The organism is Nonomuraea sp. NPDC001636 (assembly GCF_040298265.1).
Classification (GTDB): Bacteria; Actinomycetota; Actinomycetes; order Streptosporangiales; family Streptosporangiaceae; genus Nonomuraea.
The window spans coordinates 258,502-280,507 of sequence record NZ_JBEOZT010000010.1; the positions used below are offsets into that span (position 1 = coordinate 258,502).

Annotated in this window: 19 protein-coding genes; 8 read left to right on the forward strand and 11 right to left on the reverse strand. The window is 66.5% G+C overall.

From position 1 onward, the window contains the following. Positions 1-493 precede the first annotated feature (493 nt). Entirely contained in the window at positions 494-1,048 is a 555-nt protein-coding gene (locus tag ABT158_RS21465) for a DUF6461 domain-containing protein (protein WP_352355822.1), read from the forward strand. Between the two features lie 159 nt (positions 1,049-1,207). Then, entirely contained in the window at positions 1,208-2,416 is a 1,209-nt protein-coding gene (locus ABT158_RS21470) for a DUF6461 domain-containing protein (protein ID WP_352355824.1), read from the forward strand. Here the strand turns inward: ABT158_RS21470 and ABT158_RS21475 are convergent. Next, positions 2,350-2,649 (reverse strand): hypothetical protein, encoded by a 300-nt coding sequence (locus tag ABT158_RS21475; RefSeq protein WP_352355826.1) that lies wholly within the window; start codon positions 2,647-2,649, stop codon positions 2,350-2,352. The genes ABT158_RS21470 and ABT158_RS21475 overlap by 67 nt on opposite strands. A gap of 1,103 nt (positions 2,650-3,752) precedes the next feature. On the opposite strand from ABT158_RS21475, the gene ABT158_RS21480 reads away from it, so the two are divergent. Beyond that, entirely contained in the window at positions 3,753-4,457 is a 705-nt protein-coding gene (locus ABT158_RS21480; RefSeq protein ID WP_352355828.1) for a VOC family protein, read from the forward strand. A 1,000-nt stretch (positions 4,458-5,457) separates the two neighbouring features. Here ABT158_RS21480 and ABT158_RS21485 read toward each other — a convergent pair. Then, positions 5,458-6,054, reverse strand: a complete 597-nt coding sequence (locus ABT158_RS21485; RefSeq protein ID WP_352355830.1) for a hypothetical protein — start codon at positions 6,052-6,054, stop codon at positions 5,458-5,460. 293 nt (positions 6,055-6,347) lie between these two features. Then, a complete protein-coding gene (locus ABT158_RS21490; protein WP_352355832.1) occupies positions 6,348-7,550 on the reverse strand; it encodes a helix-turn-helix domain-containing protein in 1,203 nt (400 codons plus the stop codon). Positions 7,551-7,787: 237 nt separating this feature from the next. On the opposite strand from ABT158_RS21490, the gene ABT158_RS21495 reads away from it, so the two are divergent. Together ABT158_RS21495 and ABT158_RS21500 are read left to right on the forward strand one after the other, a co-directional pair. Next, positions 7,788-9,305: a serine hydrolase domain-containing protein gene (locus tag ABT158_RS21495; protein ID WP_352355834.1), complete on the forward strand. Its 1,518-nt coding sequence runs from the start codon at positions 7,788-7,790 to the stop codon at positions 9,303-9,305. Positions 9,306-9,339: 34 nt separating this feature from the next. Further along, positions 9,340-10,530, forward strand: a complete 1,191-nt coding sequence (locus ABT158_RS21500; protein WP_352355836.1) for a serine hydrolase domain-containing protein — start codon at positions 9,340-9,342, stop codon at positions 10,528-10,530. Between the two features lie 203 nt (positions 10,531-10,733). Here ABT158_RS21500 and ABT158_RS21505 read toward each other — a convergent pair whose 3' ends face one another. After that, positions 10,734-11,114 (reverse strand): hypothetical protein, encoded by a 381-nt coding sequence (locus tag ABT158_RS21505; protein ID WP_352355838.1) that lies wholly within the window; start codon positions 11,112-11,114, stop codon positions 10,734-10,736. A gap of 164 nt (positions 11,115-11,278) precedes the next feature. On the opposite strand from ABT158_RS21505, the gene ABT158_RS21510 reads away from it, so the two are divergent. Together ABT158_RS21510 and ABT158_RS21515 are read left to right on the forward strand one after the other, a co-directional pair. Continuing rightward, positions 11,279-12,058: a hypothetical protein gene (locus tag ABT158_RS21510; protein WP_352355840.1), complete on the forward strand. Its 780-nt coding sequence runs from the start codon at positions 11,279-11,281 to the stop codon at positions 12,056-12,058. 283 nt (positions 12,059-12,341) lie between these two features. Then, complete coding sequence (locus ABT158_RS21515; RefSeq protein ID WP_352355841.1) at positions 12,342-12,653, forward strand: immunity 53 family protein; 312 nt, start codon at positions 12,342-12,344, stop codon at positions 12,651-12,653. A gap of 139 nt (positions 12,654-12,792) precedes the next feature. Here ABT158_RS21515 and ABT158_RS21520 read toward each other — a convergent pair whose 3' ends face one another. The 4 genes from ABT158_RS21520 to ABT158_RS21535 all read right to left on the reverse strand — a co-directional run bounded on the left by ABT158_RS21520 (position 12,793) and on the right by ABT158_RS21535 (position 16,720). Then, positions 12,793-13,080: a hypothetical protein gene (locus tag ABT158_RS21520; protein WP_352355843.1), complete on the reverse strand. Its 288-nt coding sequence runs from the start codon at positions 13,078-13,080 to the stop codon at positions 12,793-12,795. Between the two features lie 159 nt (positions 13,081-13,239). Beyond that, complete coding sequence (locus tag ABT158_RS21525) at positions 13,240-14,289, reverse strand: hypothetical protein (protein ID WP_352355845.1); 1,050 nt, start codon at positions 14,287-14,289, stop codon at positions 13,240-13,242. Continuing rightward, complete coding sequence (locus ABT158_RS21530) at positions 14,286-14,771, reverse strand: SigE family RNA polymerase sigma factor (protein ID WP_352355847.1); 486 nt, start codon at positions 14,769-14,771, stop codon at positions 14,286-14,288. The genes ABT158_RS21525 and ABT158_RS21530 overlap by 4 nt, the downstream gene beginning before the upstream one ends. A 437-nt stretch (positions 14,772-15,208) precedes the next feature. Then, the gene (locus tag ABT158_RS21535; RefSeq protein ID WP_352355849.1) at positions 15,209-16,720 is read right to left on the reverse strand and encodes a hypothetical protein; all 1,512 of its coding nucleotides are present in this window, start codon (positions 16,718-16,720) and stop codon (positions 15,209-15,211) included. An 829-nt stretch (positions 16,721-17,549) separates the two neighbouring features. On the opposite strand from ABT158_RS21535, the gene ABT158_RS21540 reads away from it, so the two are divergent. Further along, positions 17,550-17,927 (forward strand): hypothetical protein, encoded by a 378-nt coding sequence (locus ABT158_RS21540; protein ID WP_352355851.1) that lies wholly within the window; start codon positions 17,550-17,552, stop codon positions 17,925-17,927. Between the two features lie 172 nt (positions 17,928-18,099). Here ABT158_RS21540 and ABT158_RS21545 read toward each other — a convergent pair whose 3' ends face one another. The 3 genes from ABT158_RS21545 to ABT158_RS21555 form a co-directional block, all read right to left on the reverse strand. Then, on the reverse strand, positions 18,100-18,471 hold the full coding sequence (locus ABT158_RS21545) for a hypothetical protein (RefSeq protein WP_352355852.1): 372 nt from the start codon (positions 18,469-18,471) through the stop codon (positions 18,100-18,102). 275 nt (positions 18,472-18,746) lie between these two features. Beyond that, positions 18,747-19,283, reverse strand: a complete 537-nt coding sequence (locus ABT158_RS21550; protein ID WP_352355854.1) for a hypothetical protein — start codon at positions 19,281-19,283, stop codon at positions 18,747-18,749. 676 nt (positions 19,284-19,959) lie between these two features. Further along, positions 19,960-21,891, reverse strand: coding sequence for an NACHT domain-containing protein (locus tag ABT158_RS21555; protein WP_352355856.1), 1,932 nt, complete (start codon positions 21,889-21,891; stop codon positions 19,960-19,962). Positions 21,892-22,006 lie beyond the last annotated feature (115 nt).

Genomic DNA, 22,006 nt, shown 5'->3' on the forward strand with positions numbered 1-22,006 from the left:
CCCCCGCGAAACCCTGCCTCGCCGCGCCCGCGCCTGCCTCTGGCTGACCCGTGGCGCCCGCGCTCGCCTCTGAGGGACTCGCCGCACCGGCACTCGCCGCACCGGCGCTCGCCGCTTCGGCACGTAAGGCGCCGAGCAGTTCCGTACGGCGGGCCTGCAGCCCGGCGAGCTGGTCCCCCAACCTGGCGAGAGCCTGGTCCACCTGCCAGAGCTCATGCGCGACGGGCCCCTGCAGAGGCAGCGCACACCCCGGGCATCTGGAGACCGGCTCCTGAGGCCCGGCCCCGGACAACGTCACCCCGCAGTCCGGACACTTCGTATTTGCCTGCACCGACACTCCGTTTGAGCCCGACGAGATGACCCATATTGCACTGCGACGTCCTTGCGAATCACTGTCATCGGTTGTCGTGGCGAATACCGGTCCGGCTGATCGAGCGGCGGATTCGCGGTCCGGTCTAGGCTGGCGGCCACCCGAAACGATCCAGGAGTGCGCATGGGCGGGGCGACCTCGGCGGACTACGTCTGGTTGAGCGACCGGTGGACCGACGGTGTCGGCACGACCGTCTTGTGCATCACGTTCGTCCGTGACCTGTCCCCCGCCGACGCGCTGCGACGGATCAAGGTCACCCCAGGCACCCGCGGCGACTTCAACGTCGCCGCCTACGCCGCTCGGGGCGGAACCGTCCTCGCCGACACGGGATGGGCCACCAAGTACGTCGGCAACCTGGCCGAGCCCTTGTCATTGGGTACGGCCGTGGCCACGGTGTTCGCCAATGTGGAGGACTCGGACTTCACCTACAGGGTGAACGACCGCCTGATCACCACGTTCGGCCTGTACGGCTACCGCTACCGGGAGGGCGACGATCCCGACCGGCTGCTCGCGGATGTCCGCGAACTGGGCCTGTACGACGACGGGGACGGATACCACGAAGACCCCGTCCCCGGTGCTCTGGCCCTCGCCTCCCGCGCCACCGGCGTACACCTGTCCCGCGCCCACTACGCCCGACCGGCCCTCACCGGTTCGACCGATCACCTCATGGCAGGTTGACCGCGCCGAGAACGCCGCCGACCGCCGCCCGTCCCCCTCCTCGATCTTCACGTCGGTCAACCGCACCACGAAGTGCGGCGCACCGCCCGCCGGTGATCCCCGCGGGAATGTCGGATCCGCCTGCCACACTCCCCGTGACCGCGCAGGAGGGAGAAGCCGGTGCGCAGGATCACGACTGCGGATTACGCATGGGAAGCCGACTGGCATCTGGAGATCTACACCGTCACCTTCGTCCGCGGCCTGGACGAGCGCGAGACCCTCCGGCGGTTCGGCGTCGTCGACGCCAACATCCATGTCGTGGACGACGAGGAGGTCGCCGAGCGCACGATGGTGAACGACGGCTGCTGCGACATGGTGCTGGTCACCCGGGCCGGCGACTGGACCGTCGCCTTCGAATACGACGGCTGGGAAGGCACCCGCCGCGAGACGCTGCGCGAGCTGACCCGCGACGGCGGCGAGGCCGTCTCCGTCATGCGCCACAATCACGCGGCATCGCACGACTTCGAACACGCCGCGGACGGCCGGATCCGGACGGCATTCCGCCCGCAGACGCCCCAGGAACGCTGGGGCAGCCACCCCGACGCGCTGAACGAGGACATGCGCGAGCTGGGCCTCGACCCCGAACCGGCGGACGAGTTCCAGTACCTCTCCGGCCGCGTTCCCGCGGCCCTCGCCCTGGCCAGCCGAATCTCAGGCGTGCTGTTCACCCCCGAACTGCTGGACGCGCCCCTGCTGGGCGGTGTCATCACCGACCACGCTCCGAACGATCCTCCGCGAGGTGACCCGCTCGCCACGCACGCCCTCCGCGCCTTCGACCGGAAGCTCGCCGAGGCCATCGACCACGCCTCCCCCGGCCTCCAGCGCCGGGCCGCGATCGCCGAGGCCCGCCGCCAGTGTGCGCTGGCCGGCGTGGCCGACCACCCGGTGCTGGCCGCCGCGCTGGCGTCGGCCGAACGGGGCGAGACGGGGCCGGTCGAGCACGACTCCCCGCTCGCCGAGCTCATCCGCCATCACGAATCGGAGCTGACCGGCCATCCGATCGACGAGGCCACCGGCGAGTGGATGACCGGCCCGTCCGCGAACCCGCACCGCTTCCCGGCCGAGAGGCGCAACATCTTCGCCCTCGACAACGCGACCGGCATGCCGGCCTGCCCGAGTTGCCGGTGGCATCGCCGTCCGGGCGAAGCGGAGCGGGAGGCGATCCGGCCGCGCTGGCAGGCGTCCTCGTCGGCACGCCACGCGCTGTCCCCCGACCCCAGGATGGCCGCCTACAACACCCACTACCTGCTGGTTCACCAGGGTCAGCTCATGGCCGACCGCGACCACGCGACGTCCGTCGCCGCGACGCTGCGCGCTTCCTCGACGTAGCGGACGTCGATCTGCCGATCAGGAAACCGGACGCCGCCGCCCGTCTCCGCACGCCGGACCAGCGCCAGGAACGTGACCAGCACCGCGCCCGCCGAATAGTGCAGCATCGGCCCGAACCTGACGATGTCCAAGCCGCCGAACTCAAGCGTGTCCCGGCAACCGTCCATGATGACCCGAACAGCGTAGGGAAGGCTGAACACCCCGGCGAAGACCACGAACAGCGCAACCGTCACCCATGCGGCGAACGCCCCCACCCGCCACGAAGGGCGAGAGTCGCACACAGCCCCAGCGCCATCACCCCGGTGGGCCAGCCGGACAACTCCGCGGAGACGGTCCCCCAGTTGATCACGATCAGCCAATCGAACTTCCCGGGTTTCCACGGCTCGGCACTCAAGGGGCAGGCATAACCGCGCGCCGAGTGGCTCGGCCCGCCAGAAAGGCGCCGCTGCAGGGTACGCAGAGCGGGAGCGGCCAAAGCCGCCAACGCCAACAAAGGCACTCCCCAGCGCGAGGGAATCGCCGATAACGGAAGCAAGACAGCCGCCATCTGATCGCAGTAAAGGGCGCCCAGCCTAGATCATTTCCCGCACGTATGTCAGCAGGCGCCCTTCACGGCAACGGGGAACGCCCTCTCCGTGCAGCTCTCGCTGAACCTGCATCCACAATGGGCCAATGCGAGAACCGTGGGCGCATCTGGGCCGGCCATGGACGAACGGCGATCCGTTTCTCGCTGTCGACGCTTCACTGCACGGCGCCTGGCGCGGGTTCAGCGGCAACCAGTACGACGACATTGCGGATCTCGGCCCGGAAACCACCGGCATCCCGGTCGGAGCCGGGCAGGCGGTCCTCGTCGGCTGGCGCCGTGGTCTGCCTGGAAGGCCTCCATCCGGCTGTCGTCGCGGACGACTCCGTCGGCGTGGACGACGAGAACTGTTCGCCCGGAGGCTGCTGATCCCGCATGAATTTCGCAATCAGCCCGTCCCAGAATGATCGCCGCCATCGTCACCCCGCAGGGGGTGGCGATCACGGCGGCGAGCTGTGTCACAGAGGGACCGGCAGTGCCGAGCAGGGGGTCCATCAGGGCTCCGTCCAGGCGAACGCCGCTTTCCACCTCCACCACGGCGAGGCAGGCCGCGGTGATGTCCCCCCTCGCCTCCGCGTCCTCGCTGTCATAGCCGCTCGCGGGAGCAAGCGGTGTACCGGTCGCGTCCCCCGTCCGGACCGCCTGCCGCGAAACTCAGGTGCGGCGTCGCGTGGAGGCCTTTAGGCTGTGCTGGCGGAGCCGGCCTTGTATCAAGCATGGCGAATAGGGGATGCGTGAGGTATGACGAGTCAATTGTTCGCGATCTGCTTCAATGCGATCCGTCCCTCGGACCTGGCGCGGTTCTGGTCGGGGGTTCTGGGCTGGGAGATGGCCGACGGCCCTGACGACGACGTCGCGATCCTGCCGCCCGACCCTGCCGGCTTCCGCGTCCGTTTCCTGCCGAGCCTGGAACCGAAGATCGGCCAGAACCGGGCGCACTTCGACCTGACGAGCACCTCCCCGGACGATCAGCAGCAGACGGTGGCCAGAGCGCTGAGACTCGGCGGGAAGCACATCGACGTGGGCCAACTCCCGGAAGAGGGACACGTGGTGCTCGCCGACCCGGAGGGCAACGAGTTCTGCGTCATCGAGGCGGGCAACAAGTTCCTCGCCGACACCGGCGTCATCGGTGCGCTAGCCTGCGACGGCACCCAGGAGGTCGGCTACTTCTGGAGCGAGGCGCTGCGGTGGCCACTGGTCTGGGACCAGGACCAGGAGACCGCGATCCAGTCGCCGAACGGCGGTACGAAGATCACGTGGGGTGGTCCTCCGGTGGCGCCGAAGACGGGCACGAACAGGTTGTGCTTCGAGCTCGCGACGCCCGCCGACGCCGACTGGGAGGCGGAGGTCGATCGCCTGCTCTCGCTCGGGGCGACGCGTGCCAGCGAGGGCGATGGCAGCCAGATCCTGATGTTCGACCCGGATGGCAACGAATTCTCCGTACGCAGCCCCCGATAGCGCGGCCCTGCCCGACCAGTCCTGTGTTTCGATGCATCGCACTTTTCGTGCCAGTTGCCAGCTGCCGGTCGTACGGACCGTGCTGCGCCAGGCGGCGCCCGATGCCGCAGGTGGTGCGGAGCCCAACCGGCCCAGTGCGGGCCGGGCTGATCTTCAGCTGACCGCACTCGGCGAGGGGGCCAACGTCGACAGCCGCGCTCGGAGGCGGGGAGGGCGTCGGCCGGCCACGAACACAGCCCCCGCAGATGCGTGCCGACTGCCACCTCATGCCGAGGCCAGTTGCTCCAGGGAGCAAGGCCGGAGGCTGGATGAACGGGTCCAGGATCCGGCGCGAATCGCGAGATGGCACACCTGCTGACCATTGCGAGCCGGAAACTGGACATTGAGAGCGGCAATCGTTGGGCTCCCATCGAAAAGCGTTCATCGCCCACCCTTTTATGCCTCTCCGAAAGTTCAGGACGCTGGATCGCCCTACATGTCCTGCCCCGAGCGCCCCACGGACTCCCTCAGCCAAAGGAGGATGAATTTGGCGCTCATAGCACCCAACCCCGCAATCGCCCTACTATCGATCACGCATTGGGAGCGCTTACTCTGATGCGACTCTTGACCGGAACGGGGAGCAAGTGATTTTAAGGGCATGTAGTCGGGTGTTGATGGGGATCGGGCTAGCGATCCTCCTTCCCAGCATCCTCATGCAGTGGGGGGTACAGGAAAAGTGGATGCGGGCGAGGGTGGTCGAGCCGTCGGAAGCGAACGCATCCTTCCTGACACCGCTGGTGATCTCATGGATTGGTATAGCCCTGGGAGTCGCGTGGGTGCTGGCCGCCATGACCTGCTACCTCATACCGAAATCCGTAGGCCATCTGCAGCGCCCAAAGGGCCGCAAAGGCGGTTCTGGGGCGGTCGTTTAACCTCTTCGCCACCTGATCACGCCGGAACCGAAGTACCCCTGCCGGAGGATGGGCTCCACGCTCACCAGCGCTGGAGTCGAGCCTGCGCTTCAGGCCTCGTTCCAGTTGTCGAGAATGACGACGGACGCTTCTTCCACATCCAGCCACTCGCTTTCGATACCCATGCCAGTGGACGCCTCGATGAAGGCCAACGCCGCGCTGCGCTTGCCCCGATAGTCCTCCGAGTCCAGGCTGTCGAGCATGGAGCGGAACTCGGCCAGGATGCTCTGATCCCCCTCTTGGACCGTGTGCTCGTCGAAGATGAAGTCGCGCATCTGTGCCCGGACCTTGCCGTCGGCCGCATAGAGGATCGTGTATCCCCCGTTGAAGTGCCAGGTCGTCATCCACACGCGTGATTCCTTGCTGAGTTCAGTGAGGATGTGATCGGGCGTGGCGAAACCCTGGGAGAACTCGAGGAAACCCCAGGCTCCTTCGCCCTGGTAGACGAAGAGCACGGGCATGCCCTCCTCCCCGGCCTCCTCTCTGGGGTACTCCATGATGCGTTCCTCGGGATCACGGCCTCCGTTCAGCCGCCACAGGAGATCGTCCACCGTGATCTCATCGCGGAGGGGTTGCACGACGGTCCAGCAGAGGGCCTCCTCAAAGTACTGCTGTTGGCTGAAAAGATTGCGGTAGTGATCGATCATGTGATGATTGTCGCGGAAGCTGACAAGAGCGAAACAACCTCGTCTCCTCCAAACTGCGGCGAGGAGCCGACACCTTGGCAGCCCGACATTGCCCCTCGCACGTAGCCCTGGCCTCCAGCTGATCCCGGTACGTCGGGGCGAGCTTCCCGGGCAGCGGCGGGAGGCCGGACCAACACTGCGGCCTGCGCTGCCGGGGGTGGCTGGGCATCGCAGTCGTCGAATCGCGACCAGCGCCACCGTACCCACTGATCAACTGAGTGGCGGCTCGCCGCCGGCCGGGTTGGAACAGTGTCCTACTTGGTCAGGGATTCGGCGACGAGTCGCCAGATGTCCGCGGCCAGGTCCATGTTGCCGCTCTGCTGGGCCTGCTCGGCGAGCTTGCGCAGCCCGGCGAGCGCCGTGTCCTGCTCGCCCTCCAGGAGCAGGACGCGGTTGCGCAGGACGTCGAGCCGCATCCGCTCCTGGTAGGTGAGCAGGTCGTCGAAGCCGGTCAGCCGGTCCAGGACCGTGCGGGCCTCGTCGAGGTCGCCGGCGAGGACGGCGATCCGGGCGCGCACGGCCAGCAGTTGCTGCTCGATGGCGGGGACGCCCGCGAACGGCATCGCGGCCTGGACTTCGGTGACACGCCGCCGGGCGGACTCCGTTCTAGGCGGATCGGCCCTGAGGTCGAGCCGGGCCGCGCCGAGACGCAGGCGCGTCCAGAGCGTCAGGTCGTCACGGCCGTCGAAGCCGTCGATGGCCTGGTTCATCAGCTGCGCGCCGGTGTCGAGGTCGCCCTGGCGGACCCGGATGTTGGCGACCGTCCACACGGCTTGGGCCCGCAGCGCTCCCGAGACCTGGTCCGCCAGCGTGAGCAGTTCGTCGGCATGCCGGGCGGCGTCGGGAAGTCGCCCGGCCTCCGCCAGCGCCGACACCAGGGCCAGCAGCGTGGAGGCCCGTACGCGGGCGGGCAGCGCTTCGCGTTCGGCCAGCTCGTAGGCGTGTGTCGCGGCATCGACGGCGCCGACGATCTCTCCGGTGCTGCGCATGCAGCGCGACAGTGCGGCCAGCACTCTGGACTGCAGTTCGGGCAGCCCGATCTGCGCGCTGAGCGCCACCAGCTCGTCGAGGCATGTGCGCTGCTCGGCGTACTCCTGACGCCACTGACGCCATTCGGCGACCTGCCAGAGGGCCTGCCAGCGCAGCAGGGGGTCCTCCCCGCGGGAGGTTTTCAGGGCGTTGCTGAGGGTCTGGCCGCCTTCGTCCTGGCTCAGGCCGGTGGCCAGGGTCAGGCTCTCGGCCAGGGAGGTGGCGGTGGACTGGGTGAGTACGGCAGGGCTGATGCCGAGTTGGGTGGCCAGGTGCGTGATGGCCCGTTCGGTGGGCTGACGCGCCCCTGATTCCAGCCGGGACAGGTATCCGGTGGACATGCCCTCGCCCGCGAGGGCTGCGAGCGTCAGGCCGCGTTCGGTCCTCAGTTGCCTCAGTCGGCGGCCGAAGAGTGGTTGTTCGAGCATGTCCGAACTCCCGGGTAGCGGTTGACGTCGTCCGACGTCCGGAGGGTCACGCCAGAGGCTAGCTCACTTGCCTTCCTTCGGACAAGTTCTTGCCTGACGGAGATGCCACCGCCTTACCGCTTTGGCAATTCGTCTTGGCAACTACTTGCCAAAGCTATGGCAACAGCCGTAGCGTTCCTGTCGTCGCCAACGGACCTCGTCACCGGCAAGCCAGAAGCAGCCTGAAGGAGCACCGCCATGTCCCTCGCCCTCACCGACCAGGACCAGCTCACCCTGCGCACCGCCGCCTGGGGCGCCGTCTCGCTGATGTCCGCCGCCGGTGCCGCCGGCTCGGCCCACAAGGCCGCGGCCGAGGGCTCCGTCGCCCTGACGTCCGCGACCGGCCTGGTCGGGCACGTGCTGGCCAAGGCGCCCAAGGGCGTGAAGTACGGCAGGACCGTGGCCGAACTCGCCGACCAGGTGCTGCCTGCCCTGAACGCCTCCATGAGCCTGCTCGCGAAGTCGGCCCCGGCCGAGGCCGACAACTTCCGCCGCACCGTCCTGGTCGCCGTCGAAGCGGCCACCCACGGGAGGCCCAGCCCCACCATGACCGAGATGGCCCGCAAGATCAGCGCAGCCCTCGACGCCGCTCCGGCCACGCCCGAGGTGCGCGCGGCGAGCACCGTCGCCACGCAGGATCGCCCGGAACTGCACAAGGCCATGCAGGCGTACGTCGACTCCGGGGTGGCCACCGGAATGCAACTGCGGGTGAACGACGAGCGCGGCGAGTGGGTCGGCACCGCCGGGGTGCGCGAGCTGGGCTCGTCGGAGAAGCCGTCGGCGGACGGACGGTTCCGGGTCGGCAGCTCCACCAAGACGTTCGTCGCGACCGTGGTGCTGCAGCTCGTGGCCGAGGGCAGGATCGGGCTGGACAGCCCGGTGGACGGCTACCTGCCCGAGTTCGCGCTGGACGGGCGGATCACCGTACGGATGCTGCTCCAGCACACCAGCGGGATCTTCAACCACACCGGCGAGTACTACGAGGACGGCACGTTCGCGCCGGGAATCCCGTGGTCGGGCAAGGAATGGGTGGACGGCCGGTTCCACACCTACCAGCCCGAGGAACTGGTCCAGCTGGCGCTGTCCAAGCCGGCCCGCTTCGAGCCGGGCGCCGACTGGAGCTACTCCAACACCAACTACGTGCTGGCCAGGCTACTGATCGAGCGGGTCACGGGCCGCTCGTTCGCCGAGGAACTGCGGCGGCTGATCCTGGGCCCGCTGGGGCTGACGGGCACCGAGGCGCCGGGCACCTCGACCGAGATCACCGGACCGCACGCCCACAGCTACTACCGGTACGAGGACGGCGGCCAGGAGCACACGGTGGACGTCACCAGCCAGAATCCCTCCTGGATCTCCGCCGGCGGCGACATGATCTCCACCACCCAGGACCTGCACACGTTCTTCTCCGCCCTGAACGGCGGCCGGCTGCTGCCCGCCGAACTGCTGACCGAGATGCGCAAGCCCGACCCGAAGATCGGCTACGGCCTGGGGATCTTCGAGCAGGACCTGGGCGAGAACGGCGGCACCGTCTACCACCACAACGGCGGCATGGCCGGCTCCGCGGCCCTGATGTACAGCACGCCCGACGGCACCAAGACGATGACGGCCTCCGTGACCTACGTGGACGACGCCGCCCTGTCCAAGGCGGCGGCGTTCCAGCAGGCCACACAGCGGCTCATCGATGCGGTGTTCGGCGACGCCCGGCCCGCGAACTGACAACAGCGACCAAGCCCCCAGAGACGAGGACATCATGAACACGACGATCAGCCGGCGCATGGCCGTCGCGGCGCTCGCAACGGCGGTGCTGACGGGGGCCGCCACCCCCGCCATGGCCACCTCCTCCACCGCGCAGGATCGCCCGGAGCTGCGCAAGGCGATGAACGCCTTCGTCGACGCCGGCTTCACCGGGATCCAGCTACGCGTGCGCGATCAGCAGGGCGACTGGGCCGCCGGCGCCGGGGTGCGCAAGCTGGGATCGGCCGCCAAGCCCCCGACCGACGGGAGCTTCTGGGCGGGCAGCATCACCAAGACCTTCACCGCGACCATGGTGCTGCAACTGGCGGCCGAGGGCAGGATCGAGCTGGACCGCCCCGCCGCCGACTACCTGCCCGGCTACGGGCTGGACGAGCGGATCACCGTACGGATGCTGCTGCGGCACACCAGCGGGATCTTCAACTACACCGGCGAGTACAACCCCGACGGGACGATGGACGAACCGGGGATCCCCGCCAACGGCGACGAATGGGTCCCCAACCGGTTCAAGAGCTACGAGCCCGAGGAACTGGCACGTCTGGCGCTGTCCAAGAAGCCACGATTCGAACCCGGGACGCGATGGAGCTACTCCAACACCAACTACACCGTGGCGCTGCTGCTGATCGAGAACGTCACCGGCCACTCCTACGCCACCGAGCTGAAACGGCGCATCACCGGCCCCCTCGGCCTGCGGGGCACCCTCGCCGCGGGCAACCGCACGACGGCACTGCCCGGGCCGCACGCCCACGGCTACTACCAGTACAAGGACCGCGTGATCGACCTTTCCCACCAGAACGTGTCCCTGCTGACCGGCGCCGGTGACCTGATCTCGACCACCCAGGACCTGGCCACGTTCTTCTCCGCACTGAACGGCGGCAAGCTCCTGCCCGCCCCGCTGCTGGCCGAGATGCGCACGGCGATCCCCACGTCAATCCCCAAGCAGGACTACGGCCTCGGCATATGGGCACAGGACCTGGGCCCCGGCTGCGGCACCGTCTACCAGCACAACGGCAGCCCGCCACACGGCTACGGGGCACTGATGTACAGCTCCCCCGACGGCAGCAAGACCCTGACCGCCTCGGTGACCTGGCTGGACTCGGCCACCAGAGGTTCGGCGAAGGACTTCCTGACGCTCGTGGACGCCCTCGTCAAGCAGGAGTTCTGCGACACACCGCCCGGACATGCCTGATTCTGCCTCCTGAGAAGCGAGTGACCACAGGGGCATCGGGGAAGGCGACGTCGGCGGCGAAGTGTCGTGGAAAGCCGGCGAGCGCCGTAGACATCCGCACACAACGCAAGAGGCCCATCACCGCGCTTCCGGTGGTGACGGGCCTCTTCCCGCTGGTGTGGCACAGGGCAGCCGAACACGGCGGCCGGCCTTGTACACGTGGTCTACGCTGCGTCCACTCCTGGAGAGCCCGCGGCCTTCGATAGGAGCAGAGCACACAGCATGGCCGTGAGCGTGAAGCCGGTCACCGCAGGGACCGCGATGAAGAGGTAGAGCGAGAGATTCCCATCAGACACCCAGGAGTCATAGTCCGGCTGGAGGAAGACGACCGCCAGCATGGCGAAGGGTGCCAGCAGCCCAACGGCCGGCCAGGCAGGCAGGCGAGCAAGCAGCGCGGCCACCATGCTGAGCGGGAAGGGCGCCAGCGCGAATGCCAATGCCAGCTCGACCTCGGAATCCGAATCGCGAGTCGGCCAGTGGAGGAGGAGCAGCAGTAAGAACCCTACCGCCGACCCTGCCAAGGCCGACTTCAACAAGAGACGCACAGAGTGATTGTCACGGATCGGGGCGGACAGATCGATGTCCAGGAGCCAGGTTCGTGTGCAGGTGTGTGAGAACCAACCCACCGAAAAGGCGTGATCATGATGAGATCTGCCGCTGCGAAGATCCCTGGCTCATGAGGCGACGAATGGCCCTGGTGGTTCTCCTGGTGACCGCATTCACGGTGACCGCAGGGCCGGTCGTGCGGGCCGATGCCGTATTGGATCCGGCCGAAGCCATTCAGCGCCAGCTCGTACCGGGCCATGGAGTGAAGATCGTCCAGCGTACCCGGGCGAACTGGTTCGGCAGTTGGTCCACCCACAAGCCGGTGCGCGGCGTCGTGGGGTTCGGCAAGGGCAAGATCGTGGCCACAGACCTGACGAACTTCAACATTGGACGCCACGGGACCCGCAACATCTGCATCGGAAAGCGTGGCTACCAGTTGTACGCCAAGCCCGACCCCGATCGGCCGCTGCCGCCGGGCAAGAGTTGGGTCACGTACGAGTGGCCGTGCCGGCTCGTTCTGAAGTCCGGCCACCATGTCAGCCTCAGCGACCCGGCCACCCTCAGAGCAGTGTTGGCCACCACCGCGCGCAAGCGGCCCGCCGGAGTCTACGACGGTGTGCGCACCACCCTCTACGAGGGCACCATCACCTTCGCGCAACTCCACAAGGTGAACCCGGCCATGCGCATCGGCTTCCGCAGCAAGCCCACCGGCAAGTACGCCTCCTGGAAGGTGTCCTGGCGGTTGTGGATCGGCGGTGACCAACTCGTCCGCAGAGCATGGAGCGCGTGGCACGACCCGAACGACAGCCGCGACAAGTCCGCCACGGAGAACCCGTACTACGCCTTCGAAGAGGATCTCCGGTTGTCGAACTGGGGGATGCAGGCGGACATACAGCCCCCGCCCGCGGATGAGACGGTTTCGTCGGAGGAGTTGGATGACTGACCCGAACGTCACGCCGGCCGCTTGGTCGCTTCCCGACGCTATGGGCACCCCGGAACAAGGCCCACTGAAGATCAAAAGCCTAGGACGATGACCTGGGCTTGCACGAGTGGACCCCAGGAAGATTCGAACTCCTGACATCCTGCTTGCAAAGCCGCACACCGATCTCGCTCCACCAGCGAAGACGCGCGCAACGGCACTGATCGCGTCCCCTGTCACTCCCCGCCGTTCCCCTCGCCTCCCGCCCCATCGGACATGCGACGGGCACAGGTGTCAGACTCACCACGTGATCACCGATGCGTTCATCTTCCTCCAGTCTTGGTACGCCTCCTGCTGCAATGACGACTGGGAACACAGTTACGGCGTGACCATCGACACCCTGGACAATCCGGGATGGCACGTGAAGATCGACCTCGCCGACACACCTCTTACGGGGGCTTTGCTGGACGCCTCAAAGGTGGAACGCACCGAGGATGACTGGGTACATGTCTGGAGCAACGGGATCCGCTTCGAAGGAGCATGCGGGCCCCTGAACCTCGGTGAGCTGTTGGAAGCATTTCGCGACTTCGTCGACAATGTCGTCTCCGTCGCTGACTGATGCTCTCGCCAGGTGGCCTCAGGCCGGCTGCCTCGGGGAGCCCGACGGCGGCGTCCAGCAGAGCCGACGGCTTCACAGCGGGCTGACGTTCCTGCTTGCACCAGGCCCTGACTCTGGGTACCGCTCCCAGATATTCCCGCTACGCGGCGCCTCCGGCCTCCTTCCGGTCAGCGCCGTCCACTTCGCTCTCCGATGACCGGCTAACGGATTTGCGCCACGCCCGGTGCCGCGTCCGACCGGCAAATGCACACAGCAGCCCAAATACTTGAAGGCTGACGTAGACGAACAGGAATCTGTAGGCATTCGGCCATACGCGCCCGTCGTTGACAGCGAACACGAAGAAGAAGCCGGCAGCACCCCAGCCCAAGCTGATCAGAATAAGCGCCCGACCGGCGCCGTACCAGGCAGATCGGCGATACGCGTCCACGCCGCGAACTGTCCCATGAACACCTCACCCCAACAAGACCGCCTCCGGCGGGTAGCTCTCGCTCTGGAGCCTGTACGGGGTTTGGAACTCCAGGCTGGCCGGAGGCTTCGGATACGGCCCTTGGTCAGAGCGTGATGACAAGTAGCTACGTTGGGCTCCCTACGGCTGGGCAATGGCGGCCAGGTTCACCACGCGGACGCCGCCGTCCTGCGTCCAGAAGATGACACCGCTGCCGGAGGACCACTGCCTGCCCCCCGATGGCAGTTGAGCGCCGTCAAAGGTCACGGTTGTCCGCGTGTGGGCGTCGTAGATCTCGCCGAAGCCAGTAAAGAACCGATCCTGATACGGGTAGCCGCGCAGCCCTTGCTGGACGTGGTTCCAGCCGCCGTCACTGCGCTGGACGACGGTGTCGTCTCCGTGTGTCCCGGTGCACCAGGTCGGTCCGCACCGCAGGCCCTCGACGCCTGACGCGGGGCGGACCTGGATGGTCCTTCCCGTCTGCAGGTTGACGACCTTGGTCGGATTGGTGCGCATGTCCAGAGGCTCATCCGTCGCCCATGGCCACTCCACGAGTTGCAGGCCCTTGGACCCGGGTACCCGTTCGGGAACTCCACGGCCGATCCTCATTTGCCAGGCCCCGTCGAGCGGCGCCGACCAGATGACGTCCTGGCCGGCGAGTGCCAGGCGATCGACGTTCTCTGCCGGGACTGGCCCCACCTTGCTCGCCTGTCCGCCGGCCCGCAGAGGGGCGATCCAAACGTGCCCGTCGGCGAGCCAGGCCACCCGCTCACGGTCGACGGCCAGATACCGCGGAGCCTGCCTGGGAGCGGCGACGGTTCGTGAACTCCTGGAGGCGGCGTCGTAGACGTCGAGCCTTCCCTGCTCGTTCCAGACCAGCACCTCGGTGGGGCTGATCGCCGCCAGCGGCCGGGAGCGACCGGGCATGGTGAACACCGCCTGTGGCCACACCCGCTCGACCGCGTTGCGCGCCGGCCCCGGCCCAGCCGGGTCCACCACAAGCCGTGGTACAGGCCAGGCGGTCGTCACGCCCCAGGCCAGGGCCGCCGCACAGACCACCGCGAGCGCGCCGCGGGTCCGCCGGCGCGCCCGCTTCCGCCGCCTGGCCAGTACGCCGGGCAGCATGTCCAGGTTCTCGGCCCGGTCGGCGATGGTGCGCAACGCCTGGGCCAGCTTCTCCTCGGTTGTCATCTCCACCTCCCCGTGAGTGCGTCCGCGCGGACGCGGAGTGTGGCCAGGGCGCGTGAGACCTGGCTGCGTACGGTCGCCTGCGAGATGCCGAGCCTGGCCGCGATCTCCTCGTCGGCGAGATCCTCGTAGTAGCGCAGGACCAGCACCGCGCGCTGTCTGGCCGGTAAAGCCCGCAGACGCTGCCAGATCTCGCCGAGCTCGTGTTCGTCCTCGTGGACCGGAGAGGGAACCTCCTCCGTGAGGTGCTCCAGCCGTCGCCTGCGCCACCAGCTCACATGCTGCCGGGCCATGATCGTCCGAACGTACCCCTCGGGGTCATCCTTGTTGCGTACACGCCGCCATGAGGAGCTCAGTTTGAGCAGAGCCTCCTGGACCAGGTCGGCCGCGTCGTCGGCGCTGCCGGTCAGCACCAGGCCGTAGCGCAGCAGCGCATGGCTCCTGGCACGGACGAACTCCTCGAACTCCACCTTCCAGGGACGCACGAGCCGACGTCCTCGTTGCAAAAACCTGTGGGATCGAGCCCGCACTGATCATGCGGTGGCACGCCGAGCTGATACACCTGCATGCCATCGGCCACTCGCACCACCGAGTGGCCCGCACGCCCCACCAGGGCGGGCGTGCAGACCACTTCGGAAACTGACACTGGTGCGGCATTCCCGCCAGTTGCTCTTCGCCGACGGAGGAACGACTCGCGCCCGTGCCCACATCACCGGTTCCAGTCATCAGCAGCGACGCAACCTTCTGGATGTACAAGATCCCTGAGGCAACCAGCGAGGACGTCACCGCGCTCATCGCTGAACGCCGCCGGTACCACGCCGACGCTCTCAACGAACGCGGACGGTAGGCAGCACCTGTGCACAGGGCTGATCGACCGGCGCCAGTATCTCGGAGGCCCCATCTGGCCGGGCGGGACTTTAGCTCAGGGCACCAGCATGGACATCACCTCGGGCGGCAGGGCCGGATTGGCGGCCGCGGCCTCCACCACCTGCCAGTCGTCATCGGTGAGCAGCTCGACGACTGCCTGGGGCGGCAGGGCCCGGTGACCGGCGGCGACGGGTCTGGCCTGCCCATCCAACAAGCAGACCAATAGCGCCGCAGCCGTCGCGTTGGGGTGCCGGGCGATCTCCCGCAGTGCCTTGCGCACCGGCGACCCATGCCGAGCCAGGTCCTCCAGCAACGCCGGTGAGGCCTCCGGGTTCTTCGCCACTTTGGCCATGACCCGTACCCCGTGCCGCTGCACCATGGCATGCAGCCGCGCGTCGGACAGACCTGGGTGCGGAGCGATGGACTTGACCACCTTGGCGTCGAGATCGGCGGCCAGCCCATCGCGGATCTCAGGCGGCAGGTCACGTCGTTCGGCCAGCAACATCCGCATGACCGGATGTGGTGAGGCGGCCAGCTCCTCGATCTCGGCGCGCGAGGCGGTGGCGATCCTCGGCAGCAGGGTGGAACCGATTCTTGTGCCGTTGGCCAGGCGGGTGAGCACATCGAGCGGCACTCGCGGGTTGACGGCTAGGCCGCGCCGCACGTCGGGGTCGGCGTCGGCGGCCAGCGCGCGGATCAGGTCGTCGCCGATCGCGGGATTGGCGGCCAAGGCGGCGCGGACACCGGGTTCCGGGCTGGCAGCGAGACGTTCGTAGACTGCCGCAGGCAGATCGGGGCGGACTGCCAGTGGCCAGCGCAGCCCCATCGAAGGATGGTCGGCAAAGCCGACGACGGCCGCGGTGGGCGTAGCCGGGTTGCACAGGGCGTTCACGCGCGTCTGGTGAACCGTGGACTCATGAGAGCCGTCGCATGCGGCGGCTGGCGGCAGGTCGCAGTCGAGCCTGGGGCAATCCGGATCGTGGTAGAACGGCGTCTCCTCCCGGTCACAGACCAGACAGTGCCGCGCCGGCGGCAGCCCCTCGCCGGTGACCAGCGCGGCCAGCACCGCCGGCGGCGCCGCCTCGTTGCCGGCCACCGCGCAGCGAACCTCGGCATGGGGATGCGCCGCGAGCCGGGCCGCCATGTCCGCAGTCGCCTGCAACGCCAACTCCGCGACAACCCGTACCTCCGGATCGACGGCGAGGATCTCCTGCGCCTCGGCAGGGAGACCGGGACAGGCGGCCAACCGTTCCCGGCGTTCGATGATCGGATCCGCCGCCAGCAGGCGCGCCCAGGCCGGGCGACCGGCGCCTTCGGAGAGCAGGGCCAGGGCGGCGAGCGGCTGTGCGTCAGGATCGACGTCATCAGCCGTCAGCAACCCCCGCTCCGCGAGCCGCCCAGCGCTCTGTTCGACGCGGGAGACCAGCGCGACCGCCCGCGCGTGGGTGAGGTCCTCCCGCTCGGCCAGACTCATGGCGATGTCCTCGTCGGCAACCATGATCAGCCGGTCGACCAGATCGGGCAGAAGGGCTGGATTGGTAGCGAGGCCGCACAGGACAGAGTTCACAGGAGCATCCTGCCCGGGCCTTGATCGCATGGCTCGTGATTATCTCCGTGATGGCGAGGTCTCACCTCCCCACCGTCCGCCTTGTTGTGCACGAGACTTCGGTCACCCGTGCAGGCGACTTCGGAAATCGAGATTTCGTCCCTTTGGGCTTCGGAACCGTTGCAGGACGATTGGCATGGAGTAGCCCGGTTCCACCGCGGGATGCCCACGAGCGAGAGCGTGCCTCTGGCCGCCATGCTCAGCCATCACAAGGACGAGGTCACGACGCGTTCCAGCAACGTAGTGGCCGGTAGCCGGTGGCGTCGAGCTTGGCCGGTTCGCGTTGATCACGCAGAGGGTCAGGCGCAGTAGCACGCGCCCTATGCCAGCGCGTAGAGGGCGGCAAGAGTGCTGCCGACGTGGCTGCATTGCCGTCCCAGGGTGCTTGATTCCTTCCGGAGGGCTCTGTGACGCTCCGTCCAGAGGTGGACACGCGCATTACGGGAGCCAGTTGTCGCCGCAGACACATCCCGAGCACAGCGGTCCACCAACCATGATCGCTAGGGCATGCATAGGGAACGATCAACCGTAGAAAGCCGGTACCACTCGTGGACGGCCGGACACAACGCGAGAGGCCCGTCACCGCGTTTCTGCTGGTGACGGGCCTCTTCCCGCTGGTGTGGCAGGTGCAAGGTTCGAACTTGCGTAGGCTGAGCCAACGGTTTTACAGCTCGTGACCGCTTCCAGGTCCGCAGAGGTCTGAGCTGCATTGCTCGGCTGTCGCGCCGTTCCTAGTAGCATGATCATTGCACGCATATTGCACAGTGTCCCGAGTGCCTGCATCCACGATATGAGCAAGATGGATGACTTCCAGGGTGATCAGAGACGTCTCCTGCGGGAGATGCTCGCGAGCGGCGAGCCGCACTTCGAAGTGCGGTTGACCCTCGTGAAGACAGAGGAGGGAGGACGCCAGGGACGAATCGTGCACGGCTACCGTCCCCCACTGTGGATCGGGCAATGTCTAGCTTCCGGTGACATGATCCATTGGGACAGCCGGCTCTACCCTCGCAGCGATCGAGGAATAAAGCCGGGAGAGACAGGCAAGGCCCTGATGTTCCTGCTCAGTCTTCCCCCTGCCGTGCTACAAGTCGGCGAGCACCTGGAGTTCTTTGAGGGCCAGCGCCGAGTGGCTATCGGCGAAGTCCTCAGCGCAGTCAACCTGCCATGAGCCAACAGCGCTGACCAGCCACCTGTGCGCTGGCAGCCGAACCCACGCTGTCAGCTTGGGAATTGCAGGGATCTTGGCTCGTAGGGCTGCTGAGCTGGGCTTCGGCCCGGTCACGAGTAACCGTGGTTGACCCCTCGTCACCCTGGCTAATGGCATGCTAATGGCACGGCGATCACGGCTCTGAGCTCTCCCTCTCGACGGACTCGGCGATCGTGCGGAGCCTTCGGATCTCGTTGAAGATTTCCTGGTCGGAGAGTACTGAGATGATCATCAATCCTTGTGGGCCTGGTTCCCTGTGGTACTTGCCGAGGGTGTAGCAGAGTGCCGCACGTAGTTCGCCAAGCTCTCGTTGGACCGTGTCTCGCTGGACTCTGCGCGTCGCCAGCTCGACACCCGTGGGTGTGCGGCTTCCTGCCTGGCCCTCATTCGTGGTGGTGATGTCTTCAACTTGCACGTACTCATCGCCTGGGCGGACGTCGATCACTACGGGAGTGTCGTCGGGTAGACCTTCGAGGTAGTCGAGGAGCTGCCGTACGGTGAGCATGACTGCAGGGTTTCTGGGATGGGCGCACCTGCGCAAGCCTCGCCCGACTGATCATCCCGTCTGCCGTCGACCCGCCCGAAGGGGAAGCGGGCCAAGGTCATGGGGTCAAGGTGGAGCGCCCCACTGGACGAACGACCTTGGCCCCATGACCTTGGGCTGCTCGGCTTGTCCCGGGTCGATGGCGGACGGGATGATCAGGCTTCCGCCTCAGCCACCTACGGACCTCAGGGCCAAGCGACGATCATCCCGGAGCCGGTCCGCCCCTGCCGGAGGCATCATGAGGCAAGCAGATCGAAGTGGAATCCAAGAGCCAGCGCGATGAAGCCCGACATGCGGACTGCTGCGGCGAGATGACGATGCTCCAAGACCCTGGCAAACAGCGACACAGCCTCGGCCAATAGCCGCTTCAACTGTAGAAGGTAGATGAGGCCGCTGCCTACCAACAGAATGGGCCACAACACCTTGTGGTAAGGCTCGGAGTAGACCTGATAGGCGATGTCTGTCCGTACCAGGCCGAAAATAATCATCGGCGGGACAATCAGCAGGAACAGGCATCCCATCGTGCGCCTGACCTTAGTTGGATAGACAGCTGGTATGTCGTGACGCTTGTCCTCCCGCCGCGCTCGCTCCGCGTACTGCTTGAGTCTCTCCGGTCCCACGACGTCGAGAAGTACGGTAGCGGCGGCGATGAAGGAGACGATCTTGCCACCCCTTCCCCACCAGATCATGGGGACACCCCACAGCTTCGTCCCAGCAGCGGACTTTCCGGACAGCCATAATTGCCACGCATCGTAGAGACTGACGTCGATCACACGAAGACGTTAGACAACCTCTCAGCCTATTGCGAGATCTGTTGTGCGTGACTGACGTCCTGCACCCTTACGCGGCCCGCGCGCGTCGCGCGCGAGAACGGCCCCCAGGCCGCACGCGCAGCGTGCGGGCGTGCGCGGGCCGCGTGGCGGCGCGCAGCGCCGCCCTTGATACCTACAAGAGCTATTCGGCAATGCCCCAGTTGAGCCCAGTGTCACGAGGTAAAGCCAGGGCAAGCAGACCGGTGCCCAGCCAGGGACTGTCCCCTTTCAGGGGGCAATCACCTGCCGGGGCTGATCCCGACCGCAATTAGGCGTGTGCACGCGGCGCAGATGCGTCGGAAAATAGGGCGTTGCTGTCAGCCGTTGCTGCCGCCTCAGCCATAATCACCCGGCGCCCGGGCCCTACGAAGGCGACATCGATCACCAGACTCGATTGGCGAGACCGAAGTCAGCTATCGTCATAGCTTTACGTGCGACAACGTGTCCAGGGTATGCAGTCAGATGAAGATCAGCCGGGGCCCGGACCAGGTCCCAGTTCCACGGGGGCTGCCGGGTCGGCGAGGAAATCAAGCAGTTCGCGGTGAATGAAAATGTATCCGGGCCCAACCTTTCGAAGGATAAGACAATCCGTCATGAAGTTGAGAAAGGGCATACATGGCCATGGGAAGCATTGGAATCAGTCGAGTTCGAAACGCAATACTAATTGTTCGAGCAGCGGTCCGCCGCCTATCGAGACGAATGTCAAGAGGAAGAATGCCACACCGACGAGTCCGCCATAGGCAGCCGGGGGTAGCAACTCCGCAGGCGCGAACCTGGTGACGTAGTTTGCGATGAGCCCAGTGATCAAGCTCCAGGCCAGCCCAACACGCAGGGCGAGTCGGACACGAGGGCGGAGCGCAGGGCTCGGCACCTCCCGGCTAGCCGCTATCGTGCGACCCGAGGTAGCCAGCTCGTGCACGAAGCCATCTATCAGTCCGGACACTAGGAGATAGGAGACGAGCAACACTATCGCGTAAATTGGCCCCGTGAGAGCGGACTCTTGCATGCTGAGAGCCACGCCGACCGAAAGTGCGACGAGTGAGGCGGCGAGTTTGTCGCCGAGCCCATGCACCATGAAACCTCCGACCGCCAGGTACAAGGACTTCATGACGGAATTTGAGGTGATGTCTCCCCGCCGCGGAATTTCTCTGGGCGACAGAGGCCAGACCTCTCTGAAGTTCTCTCGGCTGCGCCATGAGATGCCGGCATTGTTCTCATAATCCTGGCTGAGCAATTGCGTCATAAGCGCAGTCCCTAGGACGATCGCAGCGATGACGGCCGTCGTCATGTTGATAAGAAGCCAAGACACGACGAACATAAGCGCGCACGTCGGCGCGACCGCCAACAGCATAATGTGTCGTGATCCGCTTAGGAACAGGCCTCTGGGTAGCCAGTCAGCCCCCAGCAGATCGAGCGTGAACACAGTCTGCCTGTCACTGCGCAGCCGGTGGGCGAGAAGGTGCAGATAGTGCTGGGATTTCTCGGGAGGGTAGTGCCGATTCTTGCGCCAGCGCAGCATCGTCTTGATGTACTGGGCGTACAGACGGCGGCGCAGGCCCGCGTGCCGAGTGGTTGGAGGTGATTCGGGACCGTCCCGATAAGCGAGGGCCATGATGCTGAGCAGCAGTGGCGAGGAGGCAAGCTCCCACAATTCGGGATCAGCGGCAAGGGCTGCCCGCAATCCGTCCAGCCCAGGCCCGGCGTCGGCGAGGAAGCGCTGGGTTTGCTCGGCCGTCATCGGCTGGATTTTCACGATGCCGTGCGCGCTGACATGCTCGCTGAGTGCAGCGTACTCATCTTGGCGACAGCAGATGGCCATGCTGGTCGGATTGGCGCGCAGATACGTGTTCAGCTGAGAGACGCATGCCGAACGGTGCTCTGCCGCGACCTCATCAAGGCCGTCGAAGAGGGCGAGAATATGGTGGGTGCGCAGCCATTCAGCCGCGAGCCGCCGTGGCATGCCGTAACTCTCGACGAGCTCATCAACTATCCATTCGGCGATCGTCTTGCGGTGACGGGCCCACGACGCGAGCGGCAAGACCACGGGGACCGGCTTGCTTTCGTCCTCAGCCGCCATCAAGAGGCTCTTGGCGAGTTCGAGCAGCATAGTTGTCTTGCCCGCCCCCGGTGCGCCAACGATCACGATCCGCTGATCCATCCGCGCAAACACATCTGCCATGCGCGCACCCCGCGGCAGCGGCTCCTGAGCGCCGTTTGTCCAAGTGACGGCAATGTCCCATGGCCGATCGGAGGTCTCGTGGGCCACCAAGTCGAGTTCGATCCGGGCCTCGTTGTATAGCGACTTCTCCAACACCCCCGTGACCCAGTACCGCCGCACGCGGCGGATCAACTCGGTGCGAGCCTGCGTCGAAGGAAAGTCCGTTGGCCGCTCCTCCTTCTGCACGACCTCAATCACCGCCGTGGCGATCACGATGACGAGCATCAGCGGCCATGCCACCCATAGCCGGCTCTCCCAGGCCGATGGCAGGACGCCTGTGGCCACATTGGTCGCCACACCGAGCATCGCGATGAAGAGGACCGAGAGGACAATCTGAGCTCGCCGCAGCATGACACTAGTTCTACATCCAGTGAACGTTTTTCATCCTCGCGCCGCCTGCGCGACTCGGTGATTTTGCAGGACGGCGATGGCCTTGCACAGGTGGCCGGCCTTGGACGGGCTGCAA